At 42.7% G+C, this 15,993-nt stretch carries 14 protein-coding genes; all 14 read right to left on the bottom strand.

The features are described 5' to 3' along the window. Positions 1-2: 2 nt before the first annotated feature. The 14 genes from E4S40_RS07845 to E4S40_RS07780 all read right to left on the bottom strand — a co-directional run bounded on the left by E4S40_RS07845 (position 3) and on the right by E4S40_RS07780 (position 15,953). Complete coding sequence (locus E4S40_RS07845; RefSeq protein ID WP_135072787.1) at positions 3-761, bottom strand: cell division protein FtsQ/DivIB; 759 nt, start codon at positions 759-761, stop codon at positions 3-5. Further along, positions 758-2,167, bottom strand: a complete 1,410-nt coding sequence (gene murC / locus E4S40_RS07840; RefSeq protein WP_135072786.1) for a UDP-N-acetylmuramate--L-alanine ligase — start codon at positions 2,165-2,167, stop codon at positions 758-760. Before murC ends, E4S40_RS07845 begins: the two co-directional genes overlap by 4 nt. Continuing rightward, positions 2,164-3,246, bottom strand: coding sequence for an undecaprenyldiphospho-muramoylpentapeptide beta-N-acetylglucosaminyltransferase (gene murG / locus E4S40_RS07835; RefSeq protein ID WP_135072785.1), 1,083 nt, complete (start codon positions 3,244-3,246; stop codon positions 2,164-2,166). The genes murC and murG overlap by 4 nt, the downstream gene beginning before the upstream one ends. 29 nt (positions 3,247-3,275) lie before the next feature. Next, a complete protein-coding gene (locus tag E4S40_RS07830) occupies positions 3,276-4,451 on the bottom strand; it encodes an FtsW/RodA/SpoVE family cell cycle protein (protein WP_135072784.1) in 1,176 nt (391 codons plus the stop codon). Then, on the bottom strand, positions 4,448-5,797 hold the full coding sequence (gene murD / locus E4S40_RS07825) for a UDP-N-acetylmuramoyl-L-alanine--D-glutamate ligase (RefSeq protein WP_135072783.1): 1,350 nt from the start codon (positions 5,795-5,797) through the stop codon (positions 4,448-4,450). The genes E4S40_RS07830 and murD overlap by 4 nt, the downstream gene beginning before the upstream one ends. A 3-nt stretch (positions 5,798-5,800) precedes the next feature. Further along, positions 5,801-7,012, bottom strand: coding sequence for a phospho-N-acetylmuramoyl-pentapeptide-transferase (mraY, locus tag E4S40_RS07820; protein WP_135072782.1), 1,212 nt, complete (start codon positions 7,010-7,012; stop codon positions 5,801-5,803). 1 nt (position 7,013) lies between these two features. Then, on the bottom strand, positions 7,014-8,477 hold the full coding sequence (locus E4S40_RS07815; RefSeq protein WP_135072781.1) for a UDP-N-acetylmuramoyl-L-alanyl-D-glutamate--2,6-diaminopimelate ligase: 1,464 nt from the start codon (positions 8,475-8,477) through the stop codon (positions 7,014-7,016). After that, a complete protein-coding gene (locus E4S40_RS07810) occupies positions 8,478-10,583 on the bottom strand; it encodes a penicillin-binding protein (protein ID WP_135072780.1) in 2,106 nt (701 codons plus the stop codon). Continuing rightward, positions 10,580-10,966 carry an FtsL-like putative cell division protein gene (locus E4S40_RS07805; protein WP_135072779.1) on the bottom strand — a complete coding sequence of 129 codons (387 nt, stop codon included), beginning with the start codon at positions 10,964-10,966 and terminating at the stop codon, positions 10,580-10,582. The genes E4S40_RS07810 and E4S40_RS07805 overlap by 4 nt, the downstream gene beginning before the upstream one ends. Continuing rightward, complete coding sequence (gene rsmH, locus E4S40_RS07800) at positions 10,963-11,874, bottom strand: 16S rRNA (cytosine(1402)-N(4))-methyltransferase RsmH (RefSeq protein WP_135072778.1); 912 nt, start codon at positions 11,872-11,874, stop codon at positions 10,963-10,965. Before rsmH ends, E4S40_RS07805 begins: the two co-directional genes overlap by 4 nt. Positions 11,875-11,877: 3 nt before the next feature. Further along, positions 11,878-12,312 carry a division/cell wall cluster transcriptional repressor MraZ gene (mraZ, locus tag E4S40_RS07795; RefSeq protein ID WP_135072777.1) on the bottom strand — a complete coding sequence of 145 codons (435 nt, stop codon included), beginning with the start codon at positions 12,310-12,312 and terminating at the stop codon, positions 11,878-11,880. A gap of 360 nt (positions 12,313-12,672) precedes the next feature. Further along, complete coding sequence (locus tag E4S40_RS07790; protein ID WP_135072776.1) at positions 12,673-14,667, bottom strand: M56 family metallopeptidase; 1,995 nt, start codon at positions 14,665-14,667, stop codon at positions 12,673-12,675. After that, complete coding sequence (locus E4S40_RS07785; protein WP_135072775.1) at positions 14,664-15,038, bottom strand: BlaI/MecI/CopY family transcriptional regulator; 375 nt, start codon at positions 15,036-15,038, stop codon at positions 14,664-14,666. Before E4S40_RS07785 ends, E4S40_RS07790 begins: the two co-directional genes overlap by 4 nt. A gap of 111 nt (positions 15,039-15,149) precedes the next feature. Beyond that, positions 15,150-15,953 carry an SDR family NAD(P)-dependent oxidoreductase gene (locus E4S40_RS07780; protein WP_135072774.1) on the bottom strand — a complete coding sequence of 268 codons (804 nt, stop codon included), beginning with the start codon at positions 15,951-15,953 and terminating at the stop codon, positions 15,150-15,152. Positions 15,954-15,993: the final 40 nt, after the last annotated feature.

Here is a 15,993-nt window from a genome sequence, read left to right as displayed (position 1 = left end):
TATTATTCACAGACTATTTGTTCTTTAAATTTCACACTGACTCTCTCATAGGCATCCCACCCTTTTCTTGGCAAAATCTCACTGTAGAAAATCTGGATCCGCTCAAACTTATCAGCCAGATTCCCGGCATCTCCCAGCTCAATCACCTGTCTTCCCACTTGCTGATAAAGGCGGATATCTGTTTTGCTATTCACTTCTACTTCAGTGATTTGAGCTTTCCAAAACTCATCCCCATTAATGAAGGTGATCAAATCCATCAATTCGGGCATTTCGGTCATGACCTCACCCTGATCCAACAACTTCTCCAATTGTGGTCCATGTAGAATCAGGACACGACTGGTGTAACTAGGAGAGGTTGGAATGATTTTCCCTTCCGTAGTGATATAGGCGTCAGCGGCAAGAGGCCTAGCAATTCGTGCAATGGGTTGATGTTGCTCAATCCATAGCTGAAGAATTCCCTTTTGACCCAGACTTGCATCCGCGTTTTTCACAAAAGGATGTCCTTTCAGTCTATCTTCGATCTCTTTCAAAGGCACTTCTTCCAGCATCATTCCTGCCTTTAGATTCGGGAAACCTTCCTGAACCAGGGATTCGATCTCTTTCGAATCCACGAAGTACAGACCACTAACTCCTTGAATCTGCACCTCCAATCCTTGGTAGGTTTTGTATTGACTTTGCTTTTCGACAAAGCCAATAAACCCAAGCAAAATCACGCTCAGAATTAAGAAGCCGATAAACTTTCGAATCCGCGTCTTTTTCATAGCAACTCAGGTTTTAATCGTGAACGCATCCAGTCTTTCACTTTTGGTACAAGCCTATCGATATCTCCGGCTCCCATGGTTACCAAGAGCTCAGGATTCCACTCTTCCAATACCTCGAATACCTTTTCCTTCGAAGCAATCTTTTTATCCGCAGTGTGGATATCATCAAAAAGCATCTCAGAACTTACTCCCGGAATCGGTAATTCTCGAGCAGGGTAGATATCCAATAAAAGCACCTGATCGGCGAGGGAAAGGCTTTCTGAAAATCCTTCGGCAAAATCCCTTGTCCTGGAGAAAAGATGTGGTTGAAATACCACGGTCAATTTCTTACCTGGATACATTGCACGCACCGAACTCAGACAAGCTCTAATCTCTTCAGGATGGTGAGCGTAATCGTCGATATATACTTTTCCACCCTCCTGAACCAATATTTCAAATCGTCTTTTCACTCCTCGGAAAGAGGCCAAACCAGCTTTGATTTCCATTGGAGAGAGACCATGATCCAAAGCTATAGCAATAGCAGAAAGCGCATTTTCTACATTATGAAAACCTGGAATAAACAATTCCAAATTCTTGATTTGGACCTTTCCATCTTCATAATCAAAGGCAAAAGAACCTGGTCTTGCCTGCACATTTTCAGCATGAATTCCGGTTGCTGACCGAAGCCCATAAATTTTCACTCCTTTTTGAGGAAGATTTTCAGTTCCGATTTTAGCGGCAGCCTTTTCCTGAATCAAGAGTTTCCCTTTTTTCTGAAGAAGCTTGATGAATTCTCTGAATCCCTCTAAGATGGTTTCTTCATCCCCATAAATATCCAAATGATCAGGGTCGGCACTTGTCACTACCTCCACATCCGGATGAAGTCTCAAGAATGACCGATCAAACTCATCAGCCTCTACCACCATGATGGTAGCTTCTTTTGTAGTATTTAAAATCAGATTGCTCTGGTAGTTTTGGGTAATCCCTCCCAAAAACGCTGTTACCGGCTTACCAGCTGATTTCAGCAAATGAGCAATTAGAGATGAGGTTGTAGTTTTTCCGTGGGTTCCAGCCACGGCAATGGTATAATGATCAGCTGTAATCATTCCTAAAACCTCTGACCTTTTTTTCATCGCAAAACCACCTGAGGTGAAGAATTGGTACAGGACAGAATCCTTTGGAATGGCTGGAGTCCAAACAACCAGCAATCCCTTCTTTTCATTTATGTATTTCTCAGGGACTGCAGAAATTTGATCTTCAAAACTGATTTTGATTCCTTCCTCGAATAATTCATCAGTCAAAGGGGAAGGCGTGCGGTCATATCCGGCTACTGCATAGCCAGCCTGATGGAACCAGCGAGCAAGGGCACTCATGCCGATCCCTCCGATCCCTAGGAAATAGACGCTATGTATGCCTTCCAATTTCACGCTACCAGTTTTTCGATTTCATTTACTATTGTTTCTGTGGCATGTGGTTTTGCCAACTTCTTAATGTTTTCACCTAGGCTTTCTGCCAAGTCAGGATTATTCAAAATCTGATCAACCTCCTTCTTCAAATTCCCAATGGCTTCGACATCCTTTAGCAAAACTGCCGCATGATGCATCACATAAGCCATCGCATTTTTGGTTTGATGGTCTTCAGCCACATTGGGTGAAGGAATAAAAATCACAGGTTTTCCAACCAGCGAAAGCTCAGATACAGACAAAGCGCCTGCACGGGAAATAATCACATCAGCAGCGGCATAGGCCAAATCCATTTCCCGGATAAATTCCCGCACATGAATATGCTTCAATCCGGACTGCTCAGTACGATCAGCCATTTCTTGGAAATAAAATTTACCGCACTGCCAAAGAACTTGGTATCCATCTTTTTCAAACTCCTCCATCTCCCTGAGGACTCCCTGATTTAATGTTCGGGCTCCTAGGGATCCACCAAGAACCAAGACGGTTTTACGATTGCTATCCAACCCAAAATGGTCTAAAGCCTTTTCCCGCTTTCCTTCCAAATTCAATAAGTCTTTCCTTACCGGATTACCAGTATTGACTATGCGGTCTGCTGGGAAAAACTTCTCCATTCCTGGATAGGCCACACAGATTCTTCTCGCTTTTTTGGAAAGAATTTTATTGGTCAGGCCTGCATAAGAATTCTGTTCCTGAATAAGCGTTGGTATTTTCTTCCCTTGAGCAGCATAGAGTACCGGACCACTTGCATAGCCTCCCACTCCTACTACTACCTGAGGATCAAATTCCTTTACGATTCGTTTTGCTTGACTTAAGCTTTTCAACAATTTGATTGGGAAACTAAGGTTTGCCAATGTAAATTTTCGCTGTAGACCTGCTACAGGAAGTCCAATAATTTTATAGCCAGCTTCTGGCACTTTTTGCATTTCCATTTTCCCCAAAGCACCCACAAAAAGCACCTCACTGTCTGGATGTTTTTCCATCCAGGCATTAGCAATGGCGATGGCCGGATAGATATGACCTCCGGTTCCTCCTCCACTGATCATCAGGCGATATGTAGGTGTAGTACTAATGGTTAAGCAGTTTTAAGTTTTGGTCTATTCATGGCGCTTCCAGTCTGCATTTCATCCTGATGATCACCACGGCTCACCGAAAGAATAATCCCTAAAGAAATCCCTGTAAATACCAAGGAAGTCCCTCCCATACTCAGAAGAGGCAATGGCAATCCTGTGATAGGACCTAGGCCGACGGCTACAGCCATATTCACCAATGCTTGAATCACCAAGGCAAAGCTCAATCCTGCAGAGAGTAGTCCTCCAAATGCTTTATTAGAATTGGCTACGATGCGCATTCCTCGATAGAGCAAGGCTAGGTAGAGAAACAGCACCGACATTCCTCCCACCATTCCATATTCCTCAATGATGATGGCATAGATAAAATCGGAATAAGGGTGAGGTAATGAATTTCGTTGCTCGGAATTTCCAGGACCTTTCCCCGTAATCCCTCCTGTAGCAATAGCGATATATGATTGTTCTGCCTGGAAAGGAATCTTGGATTCATCAGTTGATGACTCCACAAAGTCCTGAATTCGGGATTTAAAAGTCTCACCGCGTTGTCCCAAGAAAATGGCTGATGTCAGGCCTAATACACCTACCATCACTACTATCATCAGGTATTTGAGGGGCACCCGACCGATAAACATGATCAAGAGGCAGGTAGAAAGTAACAAGATGGCTGTAGACATATTCGCCAGACCGATCAAAGCGCAGATAATTCCTATCGCAATGATGATAGGCAAAAAGGTGCTTTTGAAGTCTGTGATATTATTCTGACGTCTCGCCAACATAGCCGCCAAGGCAGCTATCAAAGCCAACTTGGCCAAATCAGAAGGCTGGAAGGCTTGGTTAATCACCGGAATAGTTAACCAGCGATTTGCTTCATTAATATTGGAACCAAACAAATACGTGATCAAAAGCAAAGGCATGGACAAGTACATCGCTAGCCTTGCATAGAGGGCGTAATTTCTATAAGGCACCTTGTGGGCTAACCACATCACTGCCAAGGAGACAAATACCAAAACAGAATGTCTTACCAAATACAACTCGGTATTTCCTCCCGCATATTTATATGCCAAAGAGCCAGTGGCAGAATACACTACCAGAATACTGAATAGAGATAGCAGTATCACGATCCCCCAAATGATGGGATCTCCCTTGAAATGCTCATCGATCCATGACTTAAATTGGCTCATGCGCTGATTTTCATTTTAAGGTTCAACACTCCCTCTCTAAACTGATTGCCTCGGTCCTCATAGTTTTTGAAAAGATCAAAACTGGCACAGGCAGGCGAAAGCAATACCACATCTCCAGGCTGGGACAATTCCCTTCCCCATGCGATTGCTTCCTGAATATTTTGAGTTTCCCGAATGACAGGAATGACTCCGTTAAATGCTTTTAGAAGCTTTTGATTATCCTTTCCAAGGCAAATCAAGGCTTTTACCCTTCCTTGGATTAATGGGAGAATGGAGGAATAATCATTTCCTTTGTCCACACCTCCTGCTATCCAGATAATTCCCGAAGGATAGCTTTCCAGTGCATAAGCAGTCGCTTCCACATTGGTACCCTTACTATCATTCACATAGACTACACCATCTAGTTCGGACACTTTTTCCATGCGATGAGGAGCATTTTGGAAAGTCTTGATACCCTTTTCAATTTCCTCCTGACTTAATCCTGCCAATCGAGCTGCAGAAATAGCAAAAAGTGCATTGAGAACATTATGCTTCCCTTGAATCGGAAGTAGTTCCTTGGAAATTTGAATCGGCTCATCCCCAATTCCGATATGAAGCATCTCTCCATCCAAGAAGCTGCTAGCATCTTTTTCATTTAGAGAAATAAAAACCTTCTTAGCTCGGATTTTCGAAGAAGCCAATCCTTTTTGGCTTAGCGAATCTTCGTTTAGGAATAGCGCATAGTCCTGCTTCTTCTGATTGATGAACAATCGGAATTTAGAAGCAACGTAATTATCGATTTTGTACTCATATCGATCCAGGTGATCCGGGGTAATATTGGTCAGCATAGCGATATGAGGATGGAATGTCTGGAAACCGTCAATTTGAAAACTGCTAGTTTCAATCACCCACCAATCTTTATCCGACTCCAATAATTGAGCAGCCCAACTATGACCAACATTACCCGCTAGACCTACATTTAGACCTGCTTCTTTTAGCAAATGGTAAGTCAATAAGGTAGTCGTAGTTTTACCATTTGTTCCTGTGATCGCAATGACTTTTCCATTTGAAAAATGGTGCGCCAACTCCAATTCATCCACTACTGCCAAACCCTTATCAAGTGCTTTTTGAATAATAGGCACTTGGAAAGAAATTCCTGGACTCTTGACAATCAAATCCACATCAAGAATCCTTTCTTCTGAATGATGGCCCTCTTCAAATTCAATTCCCGCATCAATAAGCCTTTGCTTACGATCCGCACTAATCTGACCAGCATCACTTACGAATACCCCATAGCCTATCCGCTGGGCTAGCAATGCTGCTCCCAATCCACTTTCTCCTGCTCCTATGATGGCTACGTTTTTCAAGGTTTATCTCAATTTCAAGGTTGCTAGTGTAATGACTGCCAGTAAAATCCCCACAATCCAAAAACGGGTGACGATTTTTGCCTCAGGAATATTTTTCTTTTGATAATGATGGTGCAAAGGAGACATCAAGAAAATCCGACGCCCTTCCCCAAATTTCTTTTTTGTGTATTTGAAGTAGCTGACCTGCAAAACCACGCTAAGATTTTCGATCACGAAAATCCCGCACATGATCGGAATCAAAAGTTCTTTTCGAAGTGTCAAGGCCATGACCGCAATCGCCCCACCCAACATCAAGGACCCTGTATCTCCCATAAAAACCTGGGCCGGATAGGCATTGTACCAAAGGAATCCAATACATGCTCCAATAAAGGCAGATGCAAAAATCACCAGCTCCCCTGAGTTGGGGATATACATGATATTCAGGTATTGAGAGAAAATGGCATTACCGCTGAGGTAAGCAAAAATGGCGATGGTCAGACCAATGATTGCCGAAGTTCCGGCTGCGAGCCCATCTATTCCATCAGTGATATTCGCCCCATTGGATACCGCTGTGATAATGAAAATCACTACCAAAATGTAGAGAATTGGAGTTACTGACTCACCCAAAAACCCAAGCAATCTTTCGTAATCCAACTCATTGTTTTTGACGAATGGAATCGTTGTTTTCAAGGCTTTCACATCCTGAAATGCGGGAGTTTCAACTACCCCACTTTCTACTGAAACAGGTGTAGAAAACTCACGGATTACCACATCTTCATGGAAATAAAGTGTAGCCCCTACAATCACTCCAATTCCGATTTGACCCACGATTTTGAAGCGACCTTTCAGCCCTTCCTTATTCTTCTTGAAAACCTTGATGTAATCATCCACAAACCCAATTCCTCCCAACCAAACAGTGGTAACTAGCAGCAGAATGATGTAAATATTGTCTAGATCTCCGAAAAGTAGAGTTGGGATCACAATCGCCGCAATTATCATCAAGCCTCCCATGGTTGGAGTTCCTTTTTTCTGAGCCTGCCCTTCCAACCCTAAGTCTCGGACGGTCTCTCCGATTTGCTTATTTCTGATCCAATTGATGATGTGATTTCCAAAGGTGATCGTAATGATCAGCGAAACCAATGCTGCCATGCCAGCCCGGAAAGAAATATAGCGGAACACTCCCGCTCCCGGAAAATCCAATACTTGGTCTAAATATTCAAAAATCGGATATAGCATATCAGTTTTGACTCAATTGATCTAAAATTTCATTTACCACTTCAGCATCATCAAAATGATGCTTTACACCTTGGATTTCTTGATAGTCTTCATGCCCTTTTCCGGCAATCAGAATGATGTCTCCTTTTTGAGAAAGCATGCAGGCTGTTCGAATTGCTTCTTTTCTATCGACAATTCGAAGCACTTTTCGAAGATCAGATGGACCAACGCCCTGTTGCATATCATCGAGAATTGCCTCGGGATCTTCAAACCGAGGATTATCTGAGGTCAAAATGACCTTATCGCTTTCCTGAACAGCAATCTTAGCCATCACAGGACGCTTGGCTTTGTCCCGGTTTCCACCGCAACCCACTACCGTGATTACTTGCTCTCCACCAGTTCTCACCCCATTGATGGTTTTCAACACATTTTCCAATGCATCAGGAGTATGTGCATAGTCCACAATAGCCGTAATTCCTGCTTTGGAAATGCGATCAAAACGACCCTTCGCTCCAGGAATAGCAGACAGATGCTGCAATACCTCCTCTTCATCTTCTCCCAAAAGCACTGCTGCTCCAAAGACAGCCAGCAGGTTGTATGCATTGAATGCTCCAATCAGCCTAAACCATACCTGTTTTCCATTCAAGTCTAATTCAAGACCTTCGATGGTATTGGAAATAATTTTGGCCTTAAAGTCAGCAGCTGATTTTAATGCGTAAGTCTGATGAGTAGCCTTGCAGTTTTGAAGCATAACCAGCCCACGCTTATCATCTCCATTGACTAAGGCAAAAGCATCTTTTTGCAAGTCATCGAATAGCTTCTTTTTAGCCTTGATGTACTCATCAAAGGTTTTATGATAATCCAGATGATCATGGCTGATATTCGTAAAAATTGCTCCAGCTAACTGCAACCCGGCAATACGCTCCTGTACAATGGCATGGGAGCTCGCTTCCATGAAACAATGGGTACAGCCGGCATCTACCATTTGGCGAAGCAAGGCCTGAATACTGACCGCATCCGGTGTGGTATGAGTAGCCGGGATTACTTCCTCATTGATTTTATTCTCAACCGTAGAAAGAAGCCCCGTACTATAACCCATTGCCATAAACAGCTGATGCAATAAGGTGACAGTCGTTGTCTTACCATTGGTGCCAGTAACTGCTACTACCTTGATCTGCAGGGAAGGATTGTCATAGTAATTGGATGCCATGATTCCCAAAGCCTTGGCAGAATCAGTCACCTGAACCCAGGTAACTCCTTCTGATAAGTCTTGCGGTAATTTTTCGCAGACGACTACTCTCGCCCCTTTTTCAATAGCAGTAGGAATAAAATCATGTCCATCCACTTGGGTCCCCAAGACAGCAACGAAGGCAGAACCTTTAGATACCTTTCGGCTATCGAAAACCAAGTCCTTCACCTTCACTTCCATGTCACCTTGGGTAGTGAGGAGGGATACTTTATATAATATGTCCTTTAAAACTTTCACTTATCCGAGCTCCAGATTTATGGTCGTATTGGGTTCTAATTTGCTTCCAGGAATAAGCGACTGACTTTTCACCAATCCCTTTCCTTGATAATTCACTCTAATGCCTTTGTTTTCAAGAATAAATAGCGCATCCCGCAAGGGAAGACCTGAGACATCCGGAACCGTATTCGGGTCGCTTTCATTGATTCGCCAATCGATTTTATTATCGTCAGCTACCACTTTCACCCATTCTTCGGGTTGAGTTGGAGAGGCTTTAATTCCTAGCTTTTCGAAAATCTGATGGATTTCTTCTGCCTTTCCTGCTCGGACATAGGGAAGAGCCGAATTTGGCTGCGCTGAAGCAATTTGAGTCTGAGAATTTGGATTCAATTCCAAATCCAAGGCATAAATTTTATCAGCAATTTCTTTGAAAACCGGTGCTGAAACGTCCCCTCCATACGCTGCAAATCCTGAAGGACTATCAATCACAACAATCATGGAGTATTTAGGGCGATCCGCTGGAAAATACCCTGCAAAGCTGGTGTAATACCGCTTGGTGTATTGACCATTTTCTAATTTCTGTGCGGTCCCTGTCTTTCCTGCAATAGAATATTCAGCATCTGAAATATTTTTAGCAGTACCTCTCACGACCACTCCTTCTAATAGTTCCTGCAGTTGCTTAATGGTCTTTTCAGATGCGATTTGCTTTCGGATTATTTCTGTTCCGTACTCTTTTTCAAAAGTATTTCCTTTTACAATGGCCTGCACCAAATACGGTTTCACCATCTTTCCATTATTGGCCACGGCATTGTAGAGGGCCAAGGTATGAATGGGGTTAAGCTTGCTTTCGTAGCCAATGGAAATCCAAGGCAAGGAAGTACCATACCAATCTTTTTCTCCGGGCTTTTTGAAGAAAGGCTTACCTTCTCCGGCAAGCTGAAAATCAAAGGGTTCATTTAAGCCAACCTTTTCTAGGTAGCCCATAAATTTGGATGGACTGGAACCGAAATGCTCATCTACTAATTTGGAGATGGCAACATTGGAAGATTTCTCGAAAGCCTCTCGAATGGTTAGCGTTCCATAACCTCCATTTTTGGCATCACGCATTATCTGATTGTAGAATCGGTGAGCACCGTTTCCAGTCTCGATTTTTTCATCTAGAGAAATCTTATTTTCCTCCAATAGGGTTAGCATGGAGAACAATTTGAAGGTAGAACCGGGCTCAGTATTTCCCTGATCTCCAATTGCGAAATTGTAATTCTCTCCATAACCTCGACCGCTCTTATTCTTTTGGAGGTTAGCAATGGCTTTGATTTTCCCGGTTTTGACTTCCATGACAATCACCGAACCGAATGCTGCATCCCGAGCTTCTAATTGTCTGAGTAAAGCTGTCTCTGCCACATCTTGAATATTCACATCCAAGGTGGTGATTACGTCATATCCGTCTTCCGGCTTGATGTCTTCAGCATCAAAAACAGGCTTCCAGCTACCTCCCGCCAATCGCTGAAAAAGAGCTTTTCCGTCTTTTCCCTTCAAATAATTATTAAAGCTGTACTCGATACCTGCTCCGTATTCATCTTCATTGATGAAGCCTACCGTTCTGCTGGCTAAGGAATTGAAAGGACGATAACGTTTTTCTACTTTCTCAAAAAGTACTCCTCCTCCGAGCCGACCTTCTCGGAAGATAGGCCACTGAGACATCTTTTGCATGTCTTGATAGCCAATTTGTCTTCTGTTTAGAACGATGTAGCGCTTTTTATCCAAGCGAGCATCGGTAATCATTCGCTTGTAAGCCTTGGCTGATTTGTCTTTATAAAATCCGGAGAGCAACTGAGCCAAAGAATCAATCCCCTCTTCAAAAGTTGAATTTTTGGACATAGTAGGATCCAAGGCTACTCTATAAAATGGCAAACTGGTAGCCAAAAGGCTTCCGTCACCCGCATAGATATTTCCCCGAGTGGCTGGCACTTCCCGATATTGGAAATTGATCGTTTGTGCTTTTTCCCGCCATTTATCACCCTGCTCAAATTGAATTTTGGCAATACGAAGAGGAATCGCCGTCGTAACGAGCGCAATGAGGATAAAAACAACCCTCACTCGAAGCACTATGGAACGCTTGATATTCACTCTTCGATTTCTATTTTGACAGGTGGTTCTTTAAGTTCTATGATTCCTTTTGTTGCTACTTTTTTTGCCAATTCAGACTGCATGCTACTTAGCATGTATTCTGCTTCCAGCGTTGTCACATCCGCCCGAATGTCCTCCACTTCCTGCTGTACCTTTTCAATCTTTCGGACCATATTTTCAGCCCGGTGATTACTCCAGATATAGATCAAAGCCAATAAGACTACAAAGCCAACCGGAGGAACCAATTGTACCGGAACTCCTTCTCCGAGAATCCGGGTCACATTCAGCTTTTCCTCCATCCAAGAGAAAATCGTCTTCCGGGGACGGGTCGACTTGGACCTGTTGCCTGATTTCAATTTTTTCTTAAATGTGTTTTGACTCATTTGCCTACTTTCTTTGCTATTCTAAGTTTCGCACTTCTTGCCCGGGGGTTTGCAGCTATTTCCTTCGCATCAGCAGTGATAGCACCTCTGCTGACAGGCTCCAAAGGACGAATAGGGTTGCCGAAAAAATCCTTTTCCAATTCCCCTTGAAACTTCCCTTTGGTTATGAGATTTTTTACCAGTCTATCTTCTAGACTGTGGTAACTCATCACTACCAATCTTCCCTCAGGCTTCAAAAGATCGACGGCACTCAAAAGGAATTCCTCCAAAGCACCCAACTCATCATTCACTTCAATTCGCAAAGCCTGAAATACCTGCGCGAAATATTTAAACTCTCTCCCTTTCGGAGCATATTTTTTCAAAAAAGCGGTAAAGCCTTCTGTCGTTTCAAATGGTCTATCCACTCGCTCCGACACAATTCCTTGCGCCAAAGTCTTGGCATTTTTGACTTCACCATACATCCCTAGAATCCGATGTAGCTTTGATTCCTCGTAAGTATTGAGGACATCTTTTGCACTCAATCCTTGGCTAGGGTTCATCCGCATATCCAATTCCCCTTCAAAACGCGTAGAAAAACCTCTTTTAGGTTCATCGATCTGGTGGGAAGAAATTCCCAAATCTGCCAATATCCCATCTACTTCTCGAACGCCATATAGCCGAAGAAACTTTTTGATATCCCGGAAATTGGCAGCCACAAAAGTGAAGCGATCATCCTCAATTGCATTAGCCTCAGCATCAGGATCTTGATCAAAACCATAAAGGTGTCCATTGTCCAAATGCTTCAGAATTTCCCTGGAATGACCACCTCCACCGAACGTAACATCGACATACACCCCGTTCGGGTTAATAGCCAAGCCTTCAGTGCATTGGGCGAGCATCACTGGAATATGGTACACAGAAGTAGTCATGACTTAGGAGAGATATTTTTCCATCAGTGCCGACAAGTCCGCAGGATCAGGGATTACATGTTTCGCATGATTCTCTGGATTCCAAATCTCAATGCGTATCCCATTTCCAGCGACTACTACTTCTTTTTCTAGACCTGCATAAGCCTGAAATTGCTTTGGGATCAAAACCCGGCCGGCACTATCGAGCTCCACATCCACCACCGAGTTGAAAAATGCCCGCTGCAAAGCACGCTGTTCAGGATTGTTGATATTGAGCGATTTTATCTGATTTTCCAGCTTCTTGAATTCCACCATCGGATACAAAGCCAGACATCGATCTTCAGCCATTCGAAGCATCAAAGTGGATCCATTAGCCTCCGGTATCGCTGCCTTGATCTTTGAAGGCAACGCCAGACGACCTTTCGGATCTAGCTTACAATCGTAATGGCTGTTAAACATTTCCCCTTAGCGCTTTGGACAAGTTTTTAGTAAAAACAAAAGTAATAAAATGATTTTCACATTCTACCACTTTCTTCCACTTTTTCCCACTTTGACTTAAAAGTAGCTAAAAGTTTTATCCATCCCAATATTTTTGAAAAAAAATCGAGGAATTTTAATTGGCTATCAGGTAGTTAACCACGAATTAGATTTTCGCTCAAAAAGCTCATTTTCAGGCCAAATTGGCCGTTTTTGTTAAAAGTAGAAAAACAGAAGTCTGAAAATTTCTGAAACCTTTCAAAAAAAGTGGGAGAATTTCCCAGAGCATAAAAAAAGCAGTGACCAAGAGCCACTGCTTTTCAATAGGTATCAACACACAAATTATTTGTCTTTTTCTGCTTCTTTGAGTTTTTGCATTTTCTCTTCCATAGCTCGCTGAAACTCCTGAAGTTTAACTTCGTTTTCACGCCTCCATTCTTCCATTTTTCGCTGAAACTCTTCAATCTTAGGAGCTTGGCTTTTTTCCCACTCTTTCAGCTTTTGTTGAAATTCCTCCATTTTGGGAGCCTGCTTTTCTTCCCATTGCTCTTGCCAAGCCTTCATTTCTTTTTCCCAAGCTTCCATTTTTGGAGCCATTTGTTCCTCCCACATTTTCAGCTGTTCTTCCCGCTCCTTTTCATTTTCCTTCCACCGCTCCTCAAATTCCTTTGCACGCTCTTCCATCTTCTTGGACCATTCTTTCGCTCGCTTTTCATGATCCTTTCGCTGCTCTTCCCATTCCTTCATCTTACGCTCGCGGTCCTTCTGCCAATTCTTTAATTCCTCCTTGGTCATTTCAGCTGTATCAGGGAAGAAAAACATGTCGGAATCAAAGTCGAAAATCATCGGCTCGCCTGGTTCGAAAATGAATGGCTCCATATCTCCGAAAAATTCAAATGAAAATTCAGCAGGAAATTCTGGCATTGGTGGAATGGCCGGCATAGCAATCATCTCATCCAATTCGAGCTTGGGCATGGATTCAAAATCAAACTCAGGTGCAGGTACACCCTGAATTACAAAGAAGCTTTTTCCGCCTTTGACAATGGTATCTCCATCCACAATCAAGGTGTCTCCCTTGATTTCATAGCGGAACTTTTGATTGCCATTCTTTTGTCGAAAAACGTATGTGTTGCCATTTTCATTAGTCCATGATTGCTCTCCTTTTTCGGGGATAACAATCACTTTTTTCTCCTGATCGGTGGTATCCTGAACCGAAATCATAATTGGCTCAACTAGCTGATTTTGAGCAATAAAATCCAACTCAGGGTTTTCAATTGAGACTAGAGGAAGTACCTCCCTCTTCTCAGGGGAATCATGCTGACTTGCATTAGCCAGGATTCCAGCGGTAAGTAATAGGGTAAATAACATGGGTAGTGAAATAATAGGGTTTTGTGGATAGTTCTGTGCCGGGAAACCCAGCATTCTTTTGATTCGATGAAGGGTTGGATTTCTGCGTTTGGATGCTGCCAAAGCCAAATCCGGCACATGCTGTTGTGAATAATTGAGCACCTCGGCGAGAGCTTTTGCAAGGATCTGAGGTTCGATTCCAGTAGAAATTGCCAAATCATCGGTGGCATTTTCCCGAAGTTCCTTCGCAGTTTGATTAATCCACCAGAAACAAGGATGGAAAAAGAAGACCACTTCGAGTATGGATTGAATCAAATTTAAGAGGTAATCATTCCGCTTGATATGGGCGAGTTCGTGTGCAAGGATGGCTTCGATCTGTTTGGGTGAAAGCTGAAAAACCAATCCAGCTGGAATTAGAATGAGGGGCTTGAATATCCCAAAGGCCATAGGTGACAAACCTTCTGAGGAGATTTTCAAGGAGATTTTTCGTGAAATATTCAATCGTTTGGACAGCACTTCTAAACATCCATCCAATCTTGAATCAGAAGAAGGCTTACTACTCAAACGTAAGCTTCTTACTGCCGAAAGATTATTAAATAGTCGAAATAGGAATAGAACTGCTCCCAAGAACCAAACATTTACTAGAAATGGAAGCTGAGATTCAATCCAAATCACCGAGTTTTCCAGCAAACCAATATCTTGCTTTACCGAATTTGGGGAATCTAGGACAGCCCAAATGATGTTGGATTTTTCTCCGTATTCGGTCAGCAATGACCATTCATAAATCAATGTCCCGAAAGCTGCAAAAAATCCAAGCCCCAACGAAGCCAACGAAAGATTGTATTTGAATTGAGGAGATTTTTTTGAAAAAATCCGCAATGCCCCCCATAGCAATCCTGCTACTAGAATCCATTGCCAAATTGAATGCACTAAGGTCCAACCCAAGGCCTGTAGCAATTGATCCGGAATCCAATCATTTAAAAGGTTCATGATTTTTTGTTTTCAAGTTGATCTAAAAATGCTCGAATCTCATCCAGCTCTTCCTTGCTGGGCTCCTCTTGACCTAGGGCCTGCATTACCAATGATTTAGCAGAACCTCCAAAGGCAGAATTCATTAGGTTTTTCAACAAGGACTTTTGCGTTTCCCCTTGTTTGATCGCAGCGCGATAAATATGGGTTCGGCTTTTTTCATCTCGTGTTACCATCCCTTTCGCATGCATAATTTGCATGATTTTGAGGGTAGTAGTGTATCCAGTCTCCTTGGTTTCCGATAGTCGCTCGTGAATCTGACGAACACTGGCTTCTTTCATTTCCCAAAGCAGGGAAAGAATCTCAAGTTCGGCTTCTGTAGGTTTACTCATGGCGAATTATACGATAGCTTTCGTACAAAGTTATACGAAAGGAATCGTAATTTCCAAAAAAGTACGATAATAGTCGTATTAAAAAGTGTTAAACCACGAGATATCAGGGATTTATTTTAATCTCTTGATAGTCTCTTTTCCTTTTTTCTCCAGTCCTTTTCTAAAAACCTCTGCCAAAGAAGGCCAAGCCCCGGCAATTTTTGCTAGCAGCCCCCGATTCTCTGGAATACAGACCAATAGTCTTGGTTTCTTCATCAAGTTGAGGATTGACTGTGTAAGATCTTCAGGCTGGAGAACCTTTTTAGGACCACTAAAAGTCAAAACTGCTTCTTCGGGATAGTCCAATTGTAAATCTAGCATAGGGGTATTAACTAAATCAGGGCAAACTACCGATACATGGACTCCAAATTTTTTCAATTCAGCAGCTACCGCCAAAGAAAAACCACGTATTGCAAACTTTGATGCAGTGTAAAGACTCAAACCCGAAACAGGAGCCAAGCCTGCCAGGGAAGAAATATTGATAATATGTCCGAAGCCTTGCTTTTTCATTAATCGTCCAATCAAAGTAGTACCCAAAATACTCCCTTTCGTATTGACATTAAGATGAAAATCGATATCCGAAATCTCAAAATCAGTTACAAACCCAGGGCGAATCACTCCCGCACTATTTATCAGGTGAGTAATAGAACTGGATTCGTTCTGAGAGATTTCAATCACTTGCTGCCAGACTTCCTTTTGAGATACATCACCTACCACCAATTTCACTCGGTCCGAAGGTTTAAAATTCCCAAAAAGCGCTTCCTTGTTAAAGTCAACCAATACCAATCTTTCCCCCTGTTCTTCAAGGGTTTGAGCGAGATTTAAACCTATACCGCTGGCAGCACCGGTGATAATTATAAATTTTTTTTCTCCCATTTATTTATTTCAAATACAAGTTTCAAAACACAAAATACTA

The organism is Algoriphagus kandeliae (genome assembly GCF_004571135.1).
Lineage (GTDB): Bacteria > Bacteroidota > Bacteroidia > Cytophagales > Cyclobacteriaceae > Algoriphagus > Algoriphagus kandeliae.
This window is presented reverse-complemented; position numbering and strand designations above follow the sequence as displayed.

Excerpts from the sequence above, each read along its gene's own strand:
- E4S40_RS07845 (WP_135072787.1), bottom strand. The coding sequence starts at position 761 with ATGAAAAAGACGCGGATTCGAAAGTTTATCGGCTTCTTAATTCTGAGC.
- murG (WP_135072785.1), bottom strand. The coding sequence starts at position 3,246 with ATGATCAGTGGAGGAGGAACCGGAGGTCATATCTATCCGGCCATCGCC.
- E4S40_RS07830 (WP_135072784.1), bottom strand. The coding sequence starts at position 4,451 with ATGAGCCAATTTAAGTCATGGATCGATGAGCATTTCAAGGGAGATCCC.
- mraY (WP_135072782.1), bottom strand. The coding sequence starts at position 7,012 with ATGCTATATCCGATTTTTGAATATTTAGACCAAGTATTGGATTTTCCG.
- E4S40_RS07805 (WP_135072779.1), bottom strand. The coding sequence starts at position 10,966 with ATGAGTCAAAACACATTTAAGAAAAAATTGAAATCAGGCAACAGGTCC.
- rsmH (WP_135072778.1), bottom strand. The coding sequence starts at position 11,874 with ATGACTACTTCTGTGTACCATATTCCAGTGATGCTCGCCCAATGCACT.
- mraZ (WP_135072777.1), bottom strand. The coding sequence starts at position 12,312 with ATGTTTAACAGCCATTACGATTGTAAGCTAGATCCGAAAGGTCGTCTG.
- E4S40_RS07790 (WP_135072776.1), bottom strand. The coding sequence starts at position 14,667 with ATGAACCTTTTAAATGATTGGATTCCGGATCAATTGCTACAGGCCTTG.
- E4S40_RS07785 (WP_135072775.1), bottom strand. The coding sequence starts at position 15,038 with ATGAGTAAACCTACAGAAGCCGAACTTGAGATTCTTTCCCTGCTTTGG.
- E4S40_RS07780 (WP_135072774.1), bottom strand. The coding sequence starts at position 15,953 with ATGGGAGAAAAAAAATTTATAATTATCACCGGTGCTGCCAGCGGTATA.